We start from the raw sequence: 20,329 nt of genomic DNA, 5'->3' as shown, positions 1-20,329 counted from the left end.
TTATTTAAGATCAAAAGATCGCAGGCTTTCGCCAGCTCTGTACGCCTGTAGGAGCTGGCGAAGGCTGCAATCTTTTGATGTTTCACTCGGCAGCAATCCGCACACAATCCTCCGGCCCCAACAAACGCCCATCTTCGGCACGCAGTTCCAGCGGCCGCACCGGTCGACCGTTCTCACGATCGACAACCCGCGAATGTGCCTCCCCCGCCTCAAAGAAAAACGCCTCGCCCCACTGCCGTAACCCGATGATCAACGGGAACAGGCCCTTGCCCTTCTCCGTCAGCACGTATTCCTGATACGCGCTGCCGTCCGACGCTGGCACCAGATCGAAAATCCCGTGAGCCACCAATGTGCGCAGGCGTGCCGAGAGAATATTTTTGGCCATGCCCAGATTGCGCTGGAACTCACCGAATCGCCGCAGGCCATCGAACGCATCGCGCACGATCAATAACGACCACCAATCACCAATCGCGTCCAGTGAACGGGCGACCGGGCATTCGGCGCCTTCCATGCTTGTACGTTTAACCATGACCACGTCCGCCGGCAACAAATGTGGTTGCAATATAAAACCAGACTCCCTACCGTACAACTGGTTTTATTTTGAAACCACCAAAGGAAGCCTGTGATGAAACCTGACCTCCCGTTAAGCGGCGCAGTGGTGCTGCTATTTGCCGTCGCCTGCGGCCTGGCCGTTGGCAATGTGTATTACGCTCAACCGCTGCTCGATGCCATGGCCGAAGCCTTCGCCATGGACCCGGCAACCATAGGTATCGTCATTACCCTTACCCAGATCGGTTATGGCGTGGGTCTGTTGTTGCTGGTTCCGCTAGGGGATTTGCTCAACCGTCGCCGGCTGATCGTCGTACAAACCCTGCTGTCGGCGCTGGCGTTGTTGATGATCGTATTAGCGCCGAGCAGCATCTGGCTGTTGCTCGGCATGGCGCTGACCGGGTTACTGGCGGTCGTGACGCAAGTCCTTGTGGCTTACGCCGCGACCCTGGCCATCCCGGCGCAACGTGGACGAGTGGTGGGCGTGATTACCAGCGGCATTGTCGTCGGTATTTTGTTGGCACGAACGATGGCGGGCGGCATGGCCGATCTGGCCGGTTGGCGTTCGATTTATCTGTTGTCCGCCGGGTTGACCCTGATGATGGCGCTGCTGTTGTTTCGTGTGCTGCCCAAGCACGAAGAGGCGCGACCGGATAGCGCTTACGCTGCGTTGATCGGCTCGGTCTTCACGTTGTTCAAGGAGGAACCGGTATTGCGTCAACGGGCCATGCTTGCCCTGCTGACCTTCGCCAGCGCCATGGCGCTGTGGACACCCTTGGTGTTGCCGCTGAGTGCCCCGCCGCTTTCACTTTCCCACACCGAAATCGGACTGTTCGGCCTGGCCGGAGCCGCCGGTGCGCTGGCCGCCGCGCGCGCCGGGCATCTGGCCGATCGCGGGTTGGGTCAATGGACCAGTGGACTATCGTTGCTGCTGATGCTCGCCTCATGGCTGCCCATCGCCCTCACCCAATCCTCGTTATGGGCGCTGCTGCTCGGGGTGATTACGCTGGATCTGGGTTTGCAGGCCGTTCATGTCACGAGCCAGAGCATGATCTACAGCGTGCGCCCCGAAGCGCAAAGCCGACTCACCGCTGGCTACATGCTGTTCTATTCGATCGGCAGCGCCTTGGGTTCTATCGGTTCGACGGCGATGTACGCCTGGGCCGGATGGATTGGGGTGTGCTGGCTGGGTGCGGGGATCAATGCCGTGGCGTTGATTTATTGGTGGCTGACGCTCGCCACCAAAACACCCAACACCTGTGGCGAGGGAGCTTGCTCCCGCTCGGCTGCGCAGCAGTCGTAAGAGCGTCTGACTAACTGCATTTGGGGCTGCTGCGCAGCCCGACGGGAGCAAGCTCCCTCGCCACAGTCGCGCCAGCCTCCTGATCAACCGCGATCCTTACCCCGCAACATGCTGTTCAGCACATCATCCCGGCGCACCCAGCCGTGAAACAACGCCGCTGCCAAGTGCAACAACACAGTTAGAAACAGCAGATACGCCAGATACCCATGCGCCTTGCGCAGGAACGCAAACACCTGCGCATTCGCCGGCAGAATCGATGGCAACTGCAACGAACTACTGAGCATCACCGGATCGCCGGCCGCCGAAATCATCGCCCAGCCCAACAACGGCAAAATCAGCATCAAGGCGTACAGCAAAACATGCGAAGCCTTGGCCGCGAATGCTTGCCAACCCGGCAGGTCCGCCGGCAGTGGTGGTTGCCGAGTCGAAAAACGCACGGCCAGGCGCACGATCACCAGCAACAGAATCGCAACGCCCAAAGGTTTGTGCAGGTGGATCAGCCACTCATGACGCTCGGACACCGAGGCCACCATACCCGCGCCGATAAACAGCATCGAGATGATCATCAGCGCCATCAGCCAGTGCAGCAGCCGCGCCAATGGTGCGAAATGGTTCGGTTGAGCACTCATTGTCGAGACTCCTGTTTGGCGGTGGGCAATTGCTTCACTTCGCTGGTGCGGCGCAGGTAGGAACGGGCGTAACCCGCTGAGCGAGCGGCAAGCAGCGGGTCGTCGGAGCCTTCGATACCGCTGGGCAACACCAACGGGTCGTAGTTGATGTCACGACACTCGCCATCGAGTTGCGGCTGGGTGCTTTCAAGCACCAGCGTGCCGGCGTTCAGCACTTTTCGGCCGTCGGGCCAGGCCTTGCTCGCGTCGTTGACCGGGTCCCCGGGGTTCGCCAGAGTGATGTCCAACTGCCAACGTAACGGGCCGGCGGATAAGCGCTGCACCAGATCTTTCTCGAGGAAATCACCGCCCTCGGGGGCCGTTGCTCCTGCCGCGTCCTGAGCCAATGGGGTCATGCTCCAACGCACCGCCTGCCGTTGCCCGGCCGCGTTCACCAGGTAAAACGCGTTGACGCTGTTATAGGTTTCCGTCGCGTAACTGGCCGACGGTTTGGCGGTTTTGATCCAGGCCAGAAATGGCGCAGCTTCCGGATGAGAACCGAAAAACGCTGGCACAGCCGCCGGGTTCGGTTTGCCGGTAGCCGGATCCGGTGACTGTGCTTGTTGCAACTGATAGAACGCCTCGGGCGTGCCCACCGGGAACACCGGCATGCTGTTCATCCCGGTGCGCCACTGCTGGCCGTTAGCCTGGGTGAAACGCAACGCCAGGCTGCGGATCGGCACGCTATTGTCCGGTGCGTAAGGGTTGCCGGCAGGCAGCGCGAAACGCCCGATCACCGGGGTCCGCGCCTCGCCGAACACTTGGGCGCTGGAATACTCGCGCATCTGGCCACTGCTCTCGAAATGCCCGATCACGCACACCCCTTTGGCGTGATTGCGACGAAACCCCGGGTGCACGCCGTTGTTTTTCTCCAGCACATTGACCAAGTCTTTCGGCGTCAGGCGCTGTGGGTCGAGTGTGCCGTTGACGTAGGCAAAAGCCCCGGCCAGCGCGGCGACCACCACGGCAATGCCAGTCAGGCGCAACGTCAGGCTCGTGGCACTCAGCGGTGGCCGAGACGGCCCTGTTGTAGATGAACGATCAACCATGAAAGTCTCCAGGGCAACGGGCTACAGGGGAAAAGACCTATGAGACGAACGTCACGTAGGATTATTCCCTCTGAACTGTAGTTTCTTTCAAAGCGCTGCGAGCGACGGATCCTCAAGGCTGGTCAAACACGGTTAAAACACGGTTCACGCTTCTCCAAAAAGGCCTGCATACCTTCCTTTTGCCCCTCCGTAGCAAACAAACCATGAAACACTCTTCGCTCGTACAGAAGGCCATCGCGCAACCCCGACTCCAGTGCCCGGTCCACCGCTTCGCGCGCAGCCCATGTGGCGGTTTTAGCGAAACCGGCAATCATCTGCGCGGCGACCAAGGATTGCTCCAGCAGATCGCAGGAAGCGATTACACGCGACACCAGCCCTGCCCGCTCAGCCTCTTCGGCCGACATCGTGCGTCCGGTCAGTATCATGTCCATGGCTTTCGACTTGCCAATCAGGCGTGTCAGACGCTGGGTCCCTCCCATACCGGGCATCACCCCCAACCTGATTTCCGGTTGGCCAAAGCGGGCAGTATCCGCGGCGAAGATCAGATCGCACATCATCGCCAACTCACAACCGCCACCGTATGCATAACCGGCAACAGCGGCCAGTTTGGGCGTACGTAATGCGGCAAAGGCTTCCCACTCGGCAAAATAGTCCTCGTGAACCATGTCCAGGTAAGACTTTTCGTACATTTCCTTGATATCCGCGCCAGCCGCAAAAAACTCCGCCGTCCCGGTAATCACAAAACAGCCGACCCCGGGGTCGCGGTCCAGCCGTTGCAATGTGTCCAGTAGTTCGCGCATCAGGGCCGAGCTCAAAGCATTCCTGGCTTGGGGGCGATTGAGACGAATCAATACAACTCGATCATGACGTTCGATCAGTGTGTGCATGGTGACCTCATTGAATACGGGTGAAATATTTGAATGAAAAAACACGCGTGGCGAGCATCAGGAATCCCAGATTGCGCCATAAGCCGGAATCCCCCGCCCCTCCATTTCCTCAACCACTCGCTGAGTGAGCGTCTGGTTCGAAATGCAGATCACCGCCTCGGCACCGAACGTTCGAACGGCGTCATAGGCCAGTTGCACAAGGTCTGGCTTGCCGAGCACATCGGTGTCCCAGATCAAGGCATCAGGATTGGCCCGCAGGATTTCTTCCACCAACTCATCACCGTAGGTTTTTCGGGGGCTACGGGTCGACCAGACCAGACGTATCGGTACTTGTTTGGCCAGCAAATGCGGCAGCACCGGCCCGATGCCGCTGCCCGTGGCGATGTACACCACCGATTTGAACAGCGTTTCGATGTGTGCCACGCCGGCAGTGGTGATGCCTTTGACCCAGACATGAGTCGGCATTTGCTCGATCAACTCGCCGGTCCAATCGCCCGCCCGGGAAATGATCAGGCGAAAACCGGCTTCTCCCGGTGTGGGGATATTGGCAAAGGAATGCCACTCCATAAGCGGGTTGAGACTGATCGCGTTAGACGACCCGGCGAACGGCGTGACATGGCCAAAACGGGCTATCACCGCATGAGAAGAAGGCCTGATCAGTTGCACCGGCACTTTGCGCAGACGAAACCATGGCAAGGCAATACTGAACGTCAGCACGATCAGCATCCAGAATGGCACCGACGTCGATAGCACCTCGTGCACCGGGATCTGCGGGTTCTGATCCCGGGTAAACAGAACGGTCCATACCCAGAACAGGCCGAGTGCGGTCCATCCACCAAAGCGGTGCATTCGCTCGAACCCGTTGTGAAAACGCGAGCGAATCCGTGGATGAGCCATGATCGCCACCAGCAACAAGATGCTCAGCAATCCGGCGCTCACTCCCAGTAAGGCCAGGGAAATCCCACCCAGGCCCGCAATCCAGTGCCAGATCAAGGAGCCACACAACAGCGCGAACCAGCCAATAGCCGCCAGCGCGCCGCCGCTGTGCAGGCCGCCGAAGTGATAAACCTTGGCCAGTGAGCGGCGAATTGCAAGTGGCCAGCAAGTGGGCGCCCGGGTTGCCAGCCAGAACAGCAGATTGATGATGTATTGCTGGCGAATCAAAATCGCCATCGACAAATTTGCCACCACCAGACCCGACAGCGCCTCAAGGACAATTCCGGAGGATGTCCACCACTGCCCGGCGGTCAGCCCATGCGCCAGCGCCGCAACATTGAGTGCAAGCACCAGGGCTACCAGGCGGTTGTAATGAGAAAATATCGACAACGTTCCCAATCGCCGCCACAGCGCGCGTTTTGCGGGCAGCGCGGTAGCCGGAATCGCCCCGCTCATGCGCTCACACCTTGCCTGGTCGCCGCGGCAAGGTCGGCCTGATGCGTCATCGCCCATTCCAGCAACAAGCGTTTGTCGACCTTGCCCCGTGATGTCAGCGGAATTTGCTCCACGGCGAGGATCAGCGAAGGAACGCAATAGTAGGCAAGCCGTTCTTCACAGCGACGCCTTGCGGCATCGATGTCCGTAGTGACGGGATAGACGAAGGCCACCAGATGGCGACTGTCGAGTTTCAACGTGACCGCCCGCTCGCACCGCTCCGTTGACTCCAGAGCCGCCGAAACAGAATCGAGCTCCACCCGAAACCCTCTGACCTTGACCTGATCATCGACGCGTCCCAGGTGTTCAAGTTCGCCGTTCGCTGTCCAGCGCCCCAGATCACGAGTGCGGAACATCATCCGGCCCTGCCCTAGAAACGGGTCGGGCCGATAACGTTCGGCGGTCAGGGTCGGGTTACCCAAATAACCGGCCGTCACACAGTCGCCTCCGGCCCACATCTCGCCTTGCTCACCCACCTTGCAGAGCCGGCCCGCCTCGTCCAGTACGTACACGGTGTTGTTGGGCGTGGGTTTGCCAATCGTCAACGCACCTGCACCCCTGTAATGCTGCAGGGTATTGACGATGGTGGTTTCGGTCGGGCCGCAGGCATTGTAAAAAGTGCAGAACGACGACCAGCGACCAGCCAGGGGTTGCGGGCACGGCTCTCCTGCAAGGGCCACGACCTTGGCTTGCTGACAACGCAATGGATCGAGTGTGCCGAGAATCGAGGGTGTGGCGATCAGCACATCGCATTGTTCGGCAGTCTGGCCGATGTCCTTGCCACGGATCATCAAGGTCGCGCCATGAGCCAGGCAACCGAGTATTTCCCAGGCCGCCATGTCAAAGGCAATGTTAAGTATCTGTCCGACCTTGAGCCCAGGCCGCATGCCGAGACTGCCAGGGCCTGTCAGCAAAATATTGCACACATTGCGCTGGGTCACCCGGACTCCATTGGGCAGGCCGGTGGTACCGGAGGTAAACAGAACGAAACACTGTGGATCCGGTGTCGCGGTCAGCGAACAGCCCTCATTCAGATCGTCTGCTGGTGTTGACTCCACCTTCATGAACTCATCGAGGCAAATACAGAGTTGCTGCGATGTCCGGGGAATTCGCGACTCGAGGCTCGACAGCGTCAGCACCACCCGCGTCGAGGCCACTTCCATGATGTGGCGCAATTGCGCGGCGGGAGTAATCCCTACGTCCTGAGGGATGTAGGCAGCGCCCACTTTCAATGCTGCCAATATTCCCACCAGCATCGGGATCGAGCGTTCCACAAACAAAGCGACGTGATCGCCCGGGATAACGCCCTTCTGACGTAACACCGCAGCCAGGCGATTGGCCTGCCGGTTTAATTCGCCGTAGCTGATGGTCTCTCCCAGATGATCGGCGGCAAGGCCCTGCGGATTAACCGCGGCTTGTGCTTCGATGGCGTGATGAATCAGCAGAAACTCTGGCTGAACCGTTGGCCCACGACCGAATCGCTGCCACGCGTCCTGGGGATCGGTCGAAAGCAGCGAGCAGGCCGCTGCCGATTCAAGGTTAAATTCGCACTCTTGCATGTCAAAAAGTCTCTTCAGGCTCAATATCAATGTCCAAGCACAGGAGGGTCTGCACAGCCCGGTGAGAGGCTGGGCTGATTGCCTGTGCTGCTGCATGGGTTGAGCCACGAAGTTCGATGCCATTACATGGATTACAAATCCATCAGAAAACTCCTACAAAATTTTCCCGCCGAGGGAATAACCTGCTGTGGCCGGCGTCCTTCTTGTCAGTGCCACTCATCACAGCCAGAGAACACGCTTTTTCCATGAACAACATCGACGGACAATTGCGTGAAATCATTCCCAGACTGCGGCGTTTCGCCGTATCGCTGACGCGCAACCCCAGCAGCGCCGACGACCTGGTGCAGACCTGCCTCGAGCGCGCGTTGTCGAGTTGGGGCGACAAACGTCCCGAGGGCGACTTGCGTGCCTGGCTGTTTTCGATCCTTTATCGCCAGTTTCTCGACGCTCATCGCCGCTCCCGGCGTTATGCGCGGATGCTCGAATTCTTTACCGGCCATGATGATGCGCAGCCTTCAACAGAACGCACGGTGATCGCCCAATCGACCCTGCAAGCCTTCGATCAGCTCACCACCGAACAGCGCGCGCTGCTGCTCTGGGTGTCGGTGGAAGGCTTGAGCTATAAGGAGGTCGCCAAGATTCTCGACGTCCCCATCGGCACCGTGATGTCGCGCCTGTCCCGCGCACGCCAGGCCTTGCGCCAGCTCAGCGACGGCGAAATCACCCACCCTTCCCTGCGGAGACTCAAATGATCAGCATGCCTCCCAGCGAACGTGACCTGCACGCCTACGTCGATCACCAACTCAGCGATGCCGACCGACATTTGGTGGAAACTTATCTGGCCAACAACGCCGAAGTGGCCGCGCAAGTACGCGCCTGGCAGCACGATGCCCAACAATTGCGCGCGGCCCTGAGCGGCGTCTTGCAGCAACCGGCTAACCCGCAACTCGACCCCGCAATGATTCGCCAGCGAGTCAAACGCCAGTCGCGCCGCCATCTGGCCAGCGCGGCGATGTTGCTGATCGCGGTCAGCGTCGGTGGTTTGAGCGGTTGGCAGGCGCGGGAAATGACCCTGATCAGCGCCCCTCTGCCGATGACCGATGCGATGCAGGCCTACCGGCTGATTGCCCAGCAAGGCATCCTGCCGGCGGACTACACAGTCAGCGATGACGGCGATATGCAGGGCTGGCTCGATCGGTATTTCAATCAGGCTCATCGTCTGCCGAACCTGACCGCTGCCGGATACAAACCCATCAGCGGTCGGCTGCTCAGCACTGAACAAGGGCCGGCGGCGATGGTGGTGTACGAGGATCAGGGTGGCCACAAAGTCAGCTTTTACGTCCGTCCACCCGGGCCGAAAAACACTCTATTGCCTCGCGGTAGTCGCAGCGACGGTGAACTGCAAGCAGAGTACTGGTCGGGGGCCGGGTACAACTATGCGATGGTCAGCCCGAGTGATACGCCGGCGGCGCAGATGCTTAAACAGACTGCGCAGTTCTGATCATCACCGCCAATCCCTGTGGGTGCGACCTGTGGCGACACTCAGCGCCGCCACCGCCCGGCCTTCGCGGTCGAGGATCGGCACGGCCACCCCGGCCATTCCTTGCAATACGCCGGTATTGCGCCCGGCGTAACCAAGGGTGCGCACATTCTCGACTTCCGAGCGCAGGAACACTTCGTCGTACAGATGAAAATCCTTGAGCCGCGGCAAGTTGTAATGAATCACCGTGTCGCGCTCCTCTTCCGGCAGAAACGCCAGAATCGCCAAGCTGCCCTGCCCCACGCCGAGCGCCACCCGCCCGCCGATATCTCCCGTAAACGTGCGGATCGGAAACGGCCCTTCGCTGTGGTCCAGACAGCCACCACAACTTTCCCGCTATCATGTCGCCCATTTCCAGGCCCTCACGCCCTTCTCCTTATCAATAGCGAACCTGCCCATGGATACCCTCGCACAACTGCGCGCCGGCCAACTGTCGGGCATCACCCGCCTGGACTTGTCCTGCGGACTGACCGAGTTCCCCCGGGAAATCTTCGACCTGGCGGACTCGCTCGAAGTGCTCAACCTCAGCGGCAACGCCTTGCGCAGCCTGCCGGACGACCTACACCGCCTGACCCGTTTGCGCGTGCTGTTCTGCTCGGACAATCAGTTCACCGAACTGCCCGCTTGCCTTGGCCAGTGCACCGCGCTGACGATGATCGGCTTCAAGGCCAACGCCATCGAAAACGTGCCGGGCGCCGCCCTGCCGCCGCTGTTGCGCTGGCTGATCCTGACCGACAACCGCCTCACGGATCTGCCGACCGAACTGGGTGAATGCCCGCACCTGCAAAAACTCATGCTCGCCGGCAACCAGTTACAGCGTCTCCCCGAAAGCCTGAGTCATTGCCATCGACTCGAACTGATCCGCATCGCCGCCAATCAGCTCACCGAGCTTCCCGAGTGGCTGCTGACCCTGCCGAGCCTGACCTGGCTGGCGTACGCCGGTAACCCGCTGGAAACCGAAGCCGACGCTGCCGCCCTCCAAGCTACGGCGAGCATTCCCTGGTCCCAACTGAGCCTGGAGAAAAAACTCGGCGAAGGCGCGTCGGGGGTTATTCATCAGGCGTTGTGGGAGCAGACGAAACAGGTCGCGGTAAAACTCTACAAAGGCGAGATGACCAGCGATGGCTCGCCGCTGCACGAAATGAACGCCTGCATCACCGCCGGCATCCACCCCAACCTGATCCGGGTCGAGGGCCGGATTGTCGATCACCCGCAGCAAACAGCCGGGCTGGTGATGCAACTGATCGATCCGAGTTACCGCAACCTGGCCGGGCTGCCGAGCCTCACGTCCTGCACCCGCGACGTCTACGCCGACGACACCCGGTTCAGCGCTGACGTGGCGCTGCGCATCGCCAGTGGCATCGCTTCAGTGGCTGAACATTTGCACCGCCAGGGCATCACTCACGGCGACCTCTATGGTCACAACATTCTGTGGAACGAGCACGGTGATTGCCTATTGGGCGACTTTGGCGCGGCGTCTTTCCATGCCACTTCGGACAGCCTTGAAAGCCGCGCACTGCAGCGGATCGAGGTGCGGGCATTCGGGGTGCTGCTGGGGGAATTGCTGGCGCGGATCGACTCGGGATTGAGCGATGAAGGGCGTGAGCCGTTAGAGGCGTTGCAGCAGCGCTGCTGTGAGCCGGATGTGCTGGCGCGGCCGGGGTTCAGCGAGGTTGTGCGGGAGTTGGCTGCGTTCAACTAGCAGCAAATATAAAACCTGTGGCGAGGGAGCTTGCTCCCGTTCGGTTGCGCAGCAGCCGTCGCTTTTTGGGGTCGCTTCGCAACCCAACGGGAGCAAGCTCCCTCGCCACAGGCAAGCCCCCTCGCCACAAGTCAGACCACAAACTGTCGGAACCGCTTAACCCGCCAACCCGACAAACATGTCCTGTACGTCATCATGGTTATCGAGGCCTTCGAGGAACGCTTCGACTTCCGCCATCTGCTCGTCGCTCAGGCCGCTGACCGGGTTCTTCGGCTGGTAACCCAACTTGGCCGACAACACGGTGAAACCCTGCTCCGGTAGCGCTTTCTGGACCGCATCCAGGTCTGCAGGTTCGGTCAGGAACAGCGTCGCGCCGTCTTCACCCGGTTCGAAATCCTGGGCACCGGCTTCGATCGCAGCCATTTCCGGATCGGCGTCAGGGCTGTCCGGGGACGCCTCGATCATGCCGACGTGGTTGAAGTCCCAGGCCACCGAACCGGAAGCGCCCAACTGGCCCTTACGGAACGCGACGCGGATTTCAGCGACGGTGCGGTTGATGTTATCAGTCACGCATTCGACGATCAGCGGCACCTGATGCGGTGCGAACCCTTCATACGTCACGCGATGGTATTGCACGGTTTCGCCCAACAGGCCCGCGCCTTTCTTGATCGCGCGATCCAGGGTTTCCTTGGGCATCGAGGCTTTCTTGGCCTGCTCGACCACCAGACGCAGGTGTGCGTTGGTGGCAGTATCGGCACCGTTGCGGGCGGCGATGGTGATTTCTTTTACCAGTTTGCCGAAGATCTTGCCCTTGGCGTTAGATGCCGCTTCTTTGTGTTTAACCTTCCACTGTGCGCCCATTACTCACTCTCTTGATCTGTGGCGCCGAGACATCTATTGGCCGACGCATGGCGCAAGTTTATACGGCCTAAAGATGCCAATCGACCAAAAATTCCAAGATCTTCACCCCGTGAAGAATCGACATCTTCACCAGTGTTTGTAGGGCGATTCTGAAAAGTCGATTTACGGTGACGCTTCAGGGTCGTGGTTCCGTACCCTCTGCGCCCATCCTCCCTGGCAGAAGCGCGTTCGATGCACAACGACAAGGAAAGCCCCTTCACCCTGACACTCCTCGACGGCGATTTGAGTCTGCAGGTGTTGCAGTTCAGTGGCCGTGAAGGTCTCAACCAGCCCTATCGATTCGACATCGACGTGATCGGCCTCGCCCCGGCGATGCACCTCGACCAATGGCTGCAACAACCGGCGTTTTTGCGGTTGGCGGATGACCAAGGCATTCACGGCGTGATCCACAGCGTCAGTCGCGAACATCGCGGCAAGCACCGGGTCGGCTACTCTCTGGTGCTCGCGCCTCATCTTCAAGACTTGGATCGGCACCGTTCGCGTCGGGTGTTTCATCGTCTCAGCGTGCCCGCGATCATGCGCCAGTTGCTGGAGGAGCATCAGTTGCCCGAGCGCAGCTATCGCCTCGAACTGGTAAACGGCTGCTACCCGCCCCGACCTTTTTGTATTCAGTACGATGAGAGCGATCTGGCCTTCCTGCAGCGGCTGTGTGAAGAGGAAGGCATCCACTATCACTTCGAACATCAGCACGACGGACACGTGCTGGTGCTGGCCGATGACAGCTTGAGTTTTCCTCAGGAACCGCTGCTGATGCCGTTCCAGGACGACGCATTCAACGACTCCACCTTGCCAGTCATCAGCGAACTGTTCCAACGCCATGACCCGGCCCCCGCCCCTGCACGATGGGAGGCCAGAAACCGCGGCGCGCAGGTGATCGGCGATGGAGCGGCCAACCACCCGTTCACCAGAACGGGGCCGATGACGGCACGCCCCGCGCCCGAACAGCTGCATCACGACCAGCTCAGCCGCCGACGGCTGGAACGCCTGCGTTGCCCACAACGGCAGATCCACGGCCAAAGCAACCAGAGCGAACTGTGCAGCGGACGTATCCTGCAAGTGGCGCAGCACCCGCTCTCGAGCTTCAACGATCAGTGGCTGCTCACCGATATCCGGCACCAAGGACAGCAGCCGTCGATTCTCGCCGAGCACCAGCCCGGCAGTGCTCGGCGCTACAGCAATCAGTTCACGGCCATTCCCTGGTCAACGGTCTTCAGGCCGGCGCTCAAACAAACCAGGCCGAGCATCCCGGGCTATCAGACCGCCCGGGTGCAGGGCCCCGCCGGACAACCCGCGGTGCTCGATGATTTGGGCCGGATACAGGTCAGACTATGGCCGACGCAGGCATCCGACGCGGATGAATCCGACGGTTTCTGGTTACCGGTCGCCCTCGCAACGCCGGACGCTCGGATCGATCCGGCCAGGCTGCCGATGGCCGGCACCGACGTTCTGATCAGTTTTCTCGACAGCGACCCGGACCGACCGGTGCTATGTGCTGGCATGGGCCATCCCCAGCCTTCCCGCCCCCCTCCCGAGCCACGCCGCGATGGCCGTCTGCTGCTCGATTGGCTGGTCAACCGCTCGGATCTCGCCCCCTGAGCCTCACCCCTTGTAGGTCTTGCCCGCCGCCGCGGCAAACTTCGCTAGCCGCACGTCGAGGTGCCGTGGCCGATGCCCGTGATCCTCCGCGCGCTCCTCACGAAAAAGCGCCAGTACCTTTGACGGAACTGGCGCTTTTTTGTGGCCGATTACTTGATTCAGAGCATTGAACAGCCCATTGGTCTCAGGCAAATCCCCCAAACAGGATTACAGTTAACCCACGCCGTCGAACAAGAACGGTGACTTCAGACCAGACCTGTGAGGAAACACTGTATGCCCTGGAAAAATTCCGAATCGCGCTACAGCACCGTATCGATCGCGCTGCACTGGTTGATGCTGGTTCTGCTAATAGTGGTTTACGCCTGCATCGAATTGCGCGGGATATTCCCCAAAGGCAGTGGCGGCCGGACGCTGATCAAGGAAGCGCATTTCATGCTCGGCTTGACGGTGTTCGTGCTGGTCTGGCTGCGTCTGTTCGCCCGCAGTCTGGGGCCGGCACCGCAGATCTTCCCCGCCTCGCCTCGTTGGCAAACCCTGCTCGCCAAACTGATGCATTGGGCGCTGTATATTTTCATGATCACCATGCCGATTCTGGGCTGGCTGATTACTAGCGCCGAGGGGCATCAGGTGATGTTCTATGGCATCGATCTACCGTTGCTGATCGAAGAAAACAAACCGCTGGCCAAGCAGCTTGAGGGCTGGCATGTGCTCGGCGGGACGATCGGCTATTGGCTGATCGGCCTGCACGCCGTGGCTGGGCTTTATCACCATTATGTGGTGCGCGATAACACCTTGCTGCGGATGATGCCCAAGCGCGGTTGAGCTCGGCTACCGAAACCACTGATATCTGCGGTGAGAAGGCTTGCCCTAATGCTGGTAAGTCGCAGAACCTGTGGGAGCGTGGCTTGCCCGCGAAGAACGATGACGCGTAATACCCTGAAAAACCGCGGTGCATTTTTCGCGGGCAAGCCTCGCTCCCACAGGATTTTCGTCGCTCAAATTTCTTAGCCCTCTCGCCGTGAACTGAAACCCCGGCGGCCCTGCAAGCCGCCGGTGTGGATGAAGATCAGCCGCGTGCCCCGGGCAAATTTACCCGCCTGGGCTTGTTGTTTGAGCGCAAGCAACGCTTTGCCGGTGTACAACGGTTCGAGGGGAATGCCGCTGGCCTGTTCGGTCTGCTCGATGAACGCAAGCAACGGCGGATCGACTTTGGCAAAACCGCCACGGCTGGCGTCCAGCAGTTCATAGGCGGGATCGATCAGGCCGGCTTCCTGCACAATCATCTCAACCTGCTGCGCCACGCCATGATCGTCAGGCACCGCCAGCGCGCCATACACCGGATGCTCACCCGCCTCGGCCAGAAACAGCCCGGCCAGGGTCGTGCCCGTTCCGCAGGCCAGCCACCAACCATCGTAGTGGTTCCAGCCCAGACCGCTCAGTTGTTCGTAGGCCATCTCCTTCAGCCGCATGCAGCCCTTCGCCCCAAGCCAGCCGCCGCCACCTTCCGGCACTGGATGTAGCGCAGGGTATTGCTCCCGCCATGGCTGCCAGAAACCCGGTTCGTGTCGCGCTCGATAACCGCCATAACCCAACCAATGCAAGTGCATGCCGAACGCCTGCAAGTCCTTCACCGTCGGGGTGTCTTGCGGATGCCCGCGCAGTAGGCCGACCGTGGTGAAACCAAAGCGTTTGCCCGCTGCGGCCAATGCATGGAGATGGTTGGAATGAGCACCGCCCAGGCTGATGATGCCTTGGGCGCCGGTCTGGTCGGCGGCTTTCAGGTGTTCGATGAGTTTGAACCATTTGTTGCCGCTGATCAGCGGGTCGATCTGGTCCAGACGCAGGATTGCTACTTCGATGCCGGCGGTGGTGAGCCAGTCGAGGTGAAGGGGTTCGAGGGGGGCTTGGGGTAGCCAATCGTCGGGTGGGAGAAGCATCGAGTGCCGGCTCTGGGAAAGAAGCCGGCATCTTAGCAGCCTTGAGGATGCCATCGCGGGCAAGCCCGTTCCCACAGGGATTTTGCGTCGCTCACAAAATGCATGAACAACATAGAATCTGTGGGAGCGGGCTTGCCCGCGATGGCCATTGGCACGCGGGGCCTGCTGTTACAACTCAGCCGCCAACCGCGAACCCTGGTTGATCGCACGCTTGGCATCCAGCTCCGCCGCCACGTCCGCGCCGCCGATCAAGTGCACACTCTGCCCGGCAGCGACCAGACCTTCCTGCAATTCGCGCAACGGATCCTGCCCGGCGCAGATCACAATGTTGTCCACCGGCAGCACCTGCGGTTCGCCGCTTTCACCGATGCGGATGTGTAGGCCTTCGTCGTCGATCTTCAGGTATTCGACACTGTTGAGCATCTGCACCTGCTTGTTCTTCAGACCCGTGCGGTGAATCCAGCCGGTGGTCTTGCCCAGGCCGTCGCCGACCTTGGATGTCTTGCGTTGCAGCAGGAACACTTCACGGGCCGGTGCATGCGGTTCAGCCTTGATCCCAGCAACGCCACCGCGCGCTTCGAGGTGTGTATCGATGCCCCACTCCTTCCAGAACGCTTCACGATCCTGACTGGTGGCCACGCCTTCGTGAACGAGAAATTCCGACACGTCGAAACCAATACCACCGGCGCCGATCACCGCGACGCGCTTGCCCACCGGTTTGCGCTCGAGGATCACGTCCAGGTAGCTCAGCACCTTGGCGTGTTCGACGCCCGGAATTGCCGGGGTTCTTGGGGCGATGCCAGTGGCGAGAATGATTTCGTCGTAACCGCCATCGACCAACTGCGCCACATCCACACGGGTGTTCAGGCATAGCTCGACGTTGGTGGTCTGCAATTTTCGGTTGAAGTAGCGCAGGGTTTCGAAGAACTCTTCCTTGCCCGGCACGCGCTTGGCGATGTTGAACTGACCGCCGATTTCGCTGGCCGAATCGAACAGGGTCACCTGATGACCACGTTCAGCAGCCACGGTCGCGGCAGACAGCCCCGCAGGACCCGCGCCGACCACGGCGATTTTCTTGATCTGCTGCACCGGCAGGTAATTGAGTTCGGTTTCATGGCAGGCTCGCGGGTTCACCAAACAACTGGTCAACTTGCCGCCAAAGGTATGATCCAGGCAGGCCTGGTTGCAACCGATGCAGGTGTTGATTTCATCGCCACGACCGGCCGCAGCCTTGTTGACGAAATCCGGGTCGGCGAGGAACGGGCGCGCCATGGACACCATGTCGGCATCGCCGTCAGCCAGAATCTGCTCGGCGACTTCCGGGGTATTGATGCGGTTAGTGGTGATCAGCGGAATTCCTACCTCCCCACGCAGCTTGGCCGTGACCTTGCTGAACGCCGCACGCGGCACCTTGGTGGCGATGGTCGGAATCCGCGCTTCGTGCCAGCCGATACCGGTGTTGATGATCGTCGCACCGGCCTGCTCGATGGCCTTGGCCAATTGCACGATCTCTTCCCAACTGCTGCCGCCTTCCACCAGGTCGAGCATCGACAGACGGAAGATAATGATGAAGTTGGGGCCTACCGCTTCGCGCACCCGACGGACGATTTCTACCGGCAGACGCATGCGGTTTTCGTAAGCGCCACCCCAGCGGTCAGTGCGATGGTTGGTGTGGGCCGCGAGGAACTGGTTAATGAAATAACCTTCGGAGCCCATGATCTCGACGCCGTCGTACTCGGCTTTTTGCGCCAGGGTCGAGCAAGTGACGAAATCGCTGATTTGTTTCTCGATGCCTTCCTCGTCCAGCTCTTTAGGCTTGAACGGGTTGATCGGCGCCTGGATCGCGCTCGGTGCCACTTGTTTCGGGCTGTAGGCATAACGCCCGGCATGAAGAATCTGCATGCAGATCTTGCCGCCTGCCTCGTGCACCGCTCGGGTGACGATCAGGTGCTTGAGCGCCTCTTCCTCGGTGGTCAGTTTGGCCGCGCCGGAGTAAACCCCGCCTTCATCGTTCGGGCCAATACCGCCGGTGACCATCAGGCCAACGCCGCCAAGGGCACGCTCGGCGAAGTAGGCAGCCATGCGCTCGAAACCGCCGGGTTTTTCCTCAAGCCCCGTGTGCATCGAGCCCATCAGGGTGCGGTTGCGCAACGTGGTAAAACCCAGGTCCAGCGGGGCCAACAGGTGCGGGTAATGAGCGGCGGCCATCGGTAACTCCACAACGAGCGATCACGGAAAAAATGCAGGAGCTCTTCGGCCCCCGTCAGTCATGTTCGACAGACTAAGAGTCGCACTGCTGTCACTCAATGACCGTAACTGACAACTTAATGATCCAAATGTGCAGCGCCCCTTGGCAATTACCGACCGGCGCCCTTACCTAGGCGCGAACCATGCGTGAGTTTCACTCGAAGTCCACGAAACCGGAAATTCGATTGTCGCAAGGAAGAGATGTCCGAACGACTGACACTGTGCCTTTTTTCCAAGATTTAGTCCGGCAGGGGGGAGGAATGGGGGAAGCGTAGATCTGGCGTTGCGGGTTAGGGCTGCGCTGCGAAAGCAATCGGACACTCAGGTGGTTATCTGAATTGTGAGGCATTGATCCACTCGGTACGGTTCAACGGACGTTCGCCGTTGCTTATTTTAAGAACATGCGTGTCGAGGAAGAGAGGCTTTGCGGTGGTACGGTGACCGGTCATCGCAACCAAATAACAGACAAAAGTCGCCTTCAGAGGAGCCTGCTACATTCGAAAAATTCTTACGTATGCGATGGGAAGTTAAGCCAGTTATTGGCTCACCTCGATAGAGGTAGTGAAACTCGTTACTCCTTCAACGGTAACCGGAGAAGCTGACAACGGATGACCCGCACTATCACGCGAACCATTTGATTTGGTTCTGCAGCGAGAGCCATTCCAGCGAAAAGGTAACGAAGGTTCGGGTGCTCAGAGGGACATGACGGTGGCCGGGGTAGACGATGTCCAGTGCAAAGCCGGGCATGACCCAGCCTGAACAGAGCGGTAGTAACGCTCTGGTTTTAAGATCTTGATCTACCAAATATAAAGGCAGGCGTGCCGCTCCGATGCCCAACAATGCGGCGCCGCGCACTGCCGTGTAACCACCGAAGCGAGCGCCTGCGGTGATGTCGACCTCGCACGACTGTGCACCCTTGGTGAATAACCACTGGTTGGAGTCGGCCAAATGATTATTCACTACGCAAGGCACGCTTGCGAGTTCGTAAGGCTGTTCGAGCCAGCCATAGTGGCCAATGAAGTCTGCACTGGCGACAACGACTTGTTGCAACACCCCTGCGGGGCGAGACACCAAATAAGCATCTTGCTGATTAACAGAACGGAAACCAACGTCGAAACCATCAGCCACAAGGTCACGAGGTTGCAGGGTGAAATCTACATCGAACTCAATAGCCGGATGTACCTTTTGAAAGGCCTGGATCAGTGCGGGTATCACTCGATCGGCGAATGAGTTGGGCGCAGTCACGCGTAAACGCCCGCCGACCTCAAGGCGAGTGGCGCCTACGATTCGCTCCGCATTGGTCAGCATTTCGCGTAACTGCTGCGCATACTCCAAATAGCGATTACCGGCGTCGGTGAGGGTCAGACGTCGAGTAGTGCGGAGCATGAGCTGGACACCGAGGGCCTTCTCCAATGCAATGACTTGCGCGCTGGCGTGCGCCTTCGAGCATCCCAAGGCATCAGCAGCCTGCGTGAAGCTGCCACAACTTGCGACCGTAGCAAAGATCAGTGCCTGGTTGGATCGGAGCAGAATTGTCTTCACAGTAAGATAGTCATTCCATGGAGGTCGATTTATCGATTTGAATAACCGAATTACTCTAACAGTCTGATTGCCAATGCCTTGTTAGCGTTTTGTTACAAGGGATTAGGTTTCTAATTAGTCCATGGTCTGGATATAAATGTTAATTCGTTCGAGGCACCCTCAATGAGACCGTCGTCCATATTCAAACTCCCGTGCGCGTTGTGTATGCTTCTACTGTTGTCCAGCCCGCTCACCCTAGCGCAAGCCAAAGTTGAGTCGCGAGAGGATGAAGCTGTAACCAGAGTTCTGGTGGTGTTTCACTCTGATGCAGGCGGCACATGGAAGATGGCGCAAGCGATCGCGAAAGGCATTGAAAGTGTTCCCCGGGTCCAGGCTGTGCTGCGTCAAGTACCCGGATTGAGCGAGGTCGCATCCTTAGTACCGGTCGTAAAGGTAGAGGAGCTGAGCGAGTACGACGGTATTGCGTTGGGTTCGCCGGTACACTTTGCAGGTAGTACTCCGCAAATGCGCAGTTTTATCGACTCCACACTTGATCTTTGGTCCCAGCGGGCTCTGGAGGGTTTACCAGCAACGGTCTTTATGTCCGCTGGCAGTGGAGCGGGACGGGAGGCAGCGGTACAGTCGCTTTGGAGCGCTCTAGCCTCCCATGGCATGATGATCGTGACGACGGGCATCATGGGCAACGCGGAGATCGACAAGCGTATCCCTCAAGGTGTTAATCCATTCGGAACCGTAGCTCTGACCGGAATACCAGGCGCTTCTCGTCCCTCGCCGGGAGAGTTGCATGTGGCTCAACTTCAGGGGCAGGCCTTGGCACGTACCGCTCGAGCAACGCAGCTGTTCAGAACAAGATCGCCCGTCGCCCAGCAAACAAGCCACTCGTCCTCTAACCCGGCGGCCAAAGTCAGTGCAGTGGATCAGCGCATTGCAAACCTTGGGCTGGACCTTCGACTGCCGGCACCGGCCGGCAGTTATGTGCCATTCAAGCGCGTTGGCAATCTGGTGTTTATCAATCAGGTGGCGTCGCGTGATGGCAAGATCCTGCACCCTGGCACTGTCGGCGCGAAGGTGTCCGAAGCGCAGGCCCGCGAGGCGACTCGACTAGCTATGACCAATGTGCTAGCGGCGTTGCAGCAAGCCGCGGAGGGTGACCTCAGTCGGATTAAACAGGTGGTGCAACTAACCGGCTTCTTCAAGACAGACGCGCGCTTTACCCGACATGCGGACCTAATGAACGAAGCCTCCGCGCTGGCAATCGACGTATTTGGCGATGAAGTGGGTCGTCATACCCGTGGAACCGTAGGGGCGATCTCTTTGCCGCTGGATTCTGCTGTTGAGATTCAGGCGGTGTTCGAATTATATCCTGACGTGTTTGAAGATAACCTAGGGTGATTAGCG

At 59.5% G+C, this 20,329-nt stretch carries 17 protein-coding genes and 2 pseudogenes; 7 read left to right on the top strand and 12 right to left on the bottom strand.

The genetic code is table 11. The features are described from left to right. Positions 1–82: 82 nt before the first annotated feature. The gene (locus AB3226_RS24095; protein WP_052967753.1) at positions 83–529 is read right to left on the bottom strand and encodes a helix-turn-helix domain-containing protein; all 447 of its coding nucleotides are present in this window, start codon (positions 527–529) and stop codon (positions 83–85) included. A 96-nt stretch (positions 530–625) separates the two neighbouring features. Here AB3226_RS24095 and AB3226_RS24090 point away from each other — a divergent pair, with 96 nt between their 5' ends. Next, the gene (locus AB3226_RS24090; protein WP_367374901.1) at positions 626–1,852 is read left to right on the top strand and encodes an MFS transporter; all 1,227 of its coding nucleotides are present in this window, start codon (positions 626–628) and stop codon (positions 1,850–1,852) included. Positions 1,853–1,935: 83 nt separating this feature from the next. Here the strand turns inward: AB3226_RS24090 and AB3226_RS24085 are convergent, their stop codons facing one another. The 5 genes from AB3226_RS24085 to AB3226_RS24065 form a co-directional block, all read right to left on the bottom strand. Next, positions 1,936–2,481, bottom strand: a complete 546-nt coding sequence (locus tag AB3226_RS24085) for a cytochrome b (protein WP_367374900.1) — start codon at positions 2,479–2,481, stop codon at positions 1,936–1,938. Continuing rightward, positions 2,478–3,569 carry a catalase family peroxidase gene (locus tag AB3226_RS24080; RefSeq protein ID WP_367374899.1) on the bottom strand — a complete coding sequence of 364 codons (1,092 nt, stop codon included), beginning with the start codon at positions 3,567–3,569 and terminating at the stop codon, positions 2,478–2,480. Before AB3226_RS24080 ends, AB3226_RS24085 begins: the two co-directional genes overlap by 4 nt. 122 nt (positions 3,570–3,691) lie before the next feature. After that, positions 3,692–4,456, bottom strand: a complete 765-nt coding sequence (locus AB3226_RS24075) for an enoyl-CoA hydratase-related protein (RefSeq protein WP_367374898.1) — start codon at positions 4,454–4,456, stop codon at positions 3,692–3,694. Positions 4,457–4,513: 57 nt separating this feature from the next. Further along, positions 4,514–5,848: a hypothetical protein gene (locus AB3226_RS24070; RefSeq protein ID WP_367374897.1), complete on the bottom strand. Its 1,335-nt coding sequence runs from the start codon at positions 5,846–5,848 to the stop codon at positions 4,514–4,516. Then, complete coding sequence (locus tag AB3226_RS24065) at positions 5,845–7,446, bottom strand: amino acid adenylation domain-containing protein (protein ID WP_367374896.1); 1,602 nt, start codon at positions 7,444–7,446, stop codon at positions 5,845–5,847. Before AB3226_RS24065 ends, AB3226_RS24070 begins: the two co-directional genes overlap by 4 nt. A 245-nt stretch (positions 7,447–7,691) precedes the next feature. Here AB3226_RS24065 and AB3226_RS24060 point away from each other — a divergent pair, with 245 nt between their 5' ends. Both AB3226_RS24060 and AB3226_RS24055 read left to right on the top strand, forming a co-directional pair. Then, a complete protein-coding gene (locus AB3226_RS24060; protein WP_367374895.1) occupies positions 7,692–8,198 on the top strand; it encodes an RNA polymerase sigma factor in 507 nt (168 codons plus the stop codon). Then, positions 8,195–8,947, top strand: a complete 753-nt coding sequence (locus tag AB3226_RS24055; protein WP_367374894.1) for an anti-sigma factor — start codon at positions 8,195–8,197, stop codon at positions 8,945–8,947. The genes AB3226_RS24060 and AB3226_RS24055 overlap by 4 nt, the downstream gene beginning before the upstream one ends. Positions 8,948–8,977: 30 nt before the next feature. Here the strand turns inward: AB3226_RS24055 and AB3226_RS24050 are convergent. Beyond that, positions 8,978–9,304 (bottom strand): annotated as a pseudogene (locus AB3226_RS24050) (IclR family transcriptional regulator C-terminal domain-containing protein); the annotation flags it as partial. Between the two features lie 79 nt (positions 9,305–9,383). On the opposite strand from AB3226_RS24050, the gene AB3226_RS24045 reads away from it, so the two are divergent. Next, a complete protein-coding gene (locus AB3226_RS24045; protein ID WP_367374893.1) occupies positions 9,384–10,688 on the top strand; it encodes a leucine-rich repeat-containing protein kinase family protein in 1,305 nt (434 codons plus the stop codon). A gap of 156 nt (positions 10,689–10,844) precedes the next feature. On the opposite strand, the gene AB3226_RS24040 is transcribed toward AB3226_RS24045, so the two are convergent. Further along, complete coding sequence (locus tag AB3226_RS24040; RefSeq protein ID WP_052967776.1) at positions 10,845–11,549, bottom strand: YebC/PmpR family DNA-binding transcriptional regulator; 705 nt, start codon at positions 11,547–11,549, stop codon at positions 10,845–10,847. Between the two features lie 231 nt (positions 11,550–11,780). Between AB3226_RS24040 and AB3226_RS24035 the strand changes: the two genes are divergently transcribed. Then, positions 11,781–13,205, top strand: a complete 1,425-nt coding sequence (locus AB3226_RS24035) for a type VI secretion system Vgr family protein (RefSeq protein ID WP_367374892.1) — start codon at positions 11,781–11,783, stop codon at positions 13,203–13,205. Between the two features lie 3 nt (positions 13,206–13,208). On the opposite strand, the pseudogene AB3226_RS24030 reads toward AB3226_RS24035, so the two are convergent. Next, positions 13,209–13,316 (bottom strand): annotated as a pseudogene (locus AB3226_RS24030) (hypothetical protein); the annotation flags it as partial. Positions 13,317–13,478: 162 nt separating this feature from the next. On the opposite strand from AB3226_RS24030, the gene AB3226_RS24025 reads away from it, so the two are divergent. Continuing rightward, positions 13,479–14,027, top strand: coding sequence for a cytochrome b (locus AB3226_RS24025; protein WP_038982411.1), 549 nt, complete (start codon positions 13,479–13,481; stop codon positions 14,025–14,027). Between the two features lie 182 nt (positions 14,028–14,209). Here the strand turns inward: AB3226_RS24025 and AB3226_RS24020 are convergent, their stop codons facing one another. From AB3226_RS24020 to AB3226_RS24010, 3 genes are all read right to left on the bottom strand, one after another. Then, positions 14,210–15,142 (bottom strand): 1-aminocyclopropane-1-carboxylate deaminase/D-cysteine desulfhydrase, encoded by a 933-nt coding sequence (locus AB3226_RS24020; RefSeq protein WP_367374891.1) that lies wholly within the window; start codon positions 15,140–15,142, stop codon positions 14,210–14,212. A 168-nt stretch (positions 15,143–15,310) separates the two neighbouring features. Continuing rightward, positions 15,311–17,350 (bottom strand): FAD-dependent oxidoreductase, encoded by a 2,040-nt coding sequence (locus AB3226_RS24015; protein ID WP_367374890.1) that lies wholly within the window; start codon positions 17,348–17,350, stop codon positions 15,311–15,313. A gap of 660 nt (positions 17,351–18,010) precedes the next feature. Beyond that, on the bottom strand, positions 18,011–18,931 hold the full coding sequence (locus AB3226_RS24010) for a LysR substrate-binding domain-containing protein (protein WP_367374889.1): 921 nt from the start codon (positions 18,929–18,931) through the stop codon (positions 18,011–18,013). Between the two features lie 204 nt (positions 18,932–19,135). Here AB3226_RS24010 and AB3226_RS24005 point away from each other — a divergent pair, with 204 nt between their 5' ends. Next, positions 19,136–20,323, top strand: a complete 1,188-nt coding sequence (locus tag AB3226_RS24005; RefSeq protein WP_367374888.1) for an Atu1372/SO_1960 family protein — start codon at positions 19,136–19,138, stop codon at positions 20,321–20,323. Positions 20,324–20,329: the final 6 nt, after the last annotated feature.

The organism is Pseudomonas lini (assembly GCF_964063345.1).
Classification (GTDB): Bacteria; Pseudomonadota; Gammaproteobacteria; order Pseudomonadales; family Pseudomonadaceae; genus Aquipseudomonas; species Aquipseudomonas lini_B.
The sequence above is the reverse complement of the archived record's forward strand: the minus strand, read 5'-3'. Positions and strand labels throughout refer to the sequence as shown.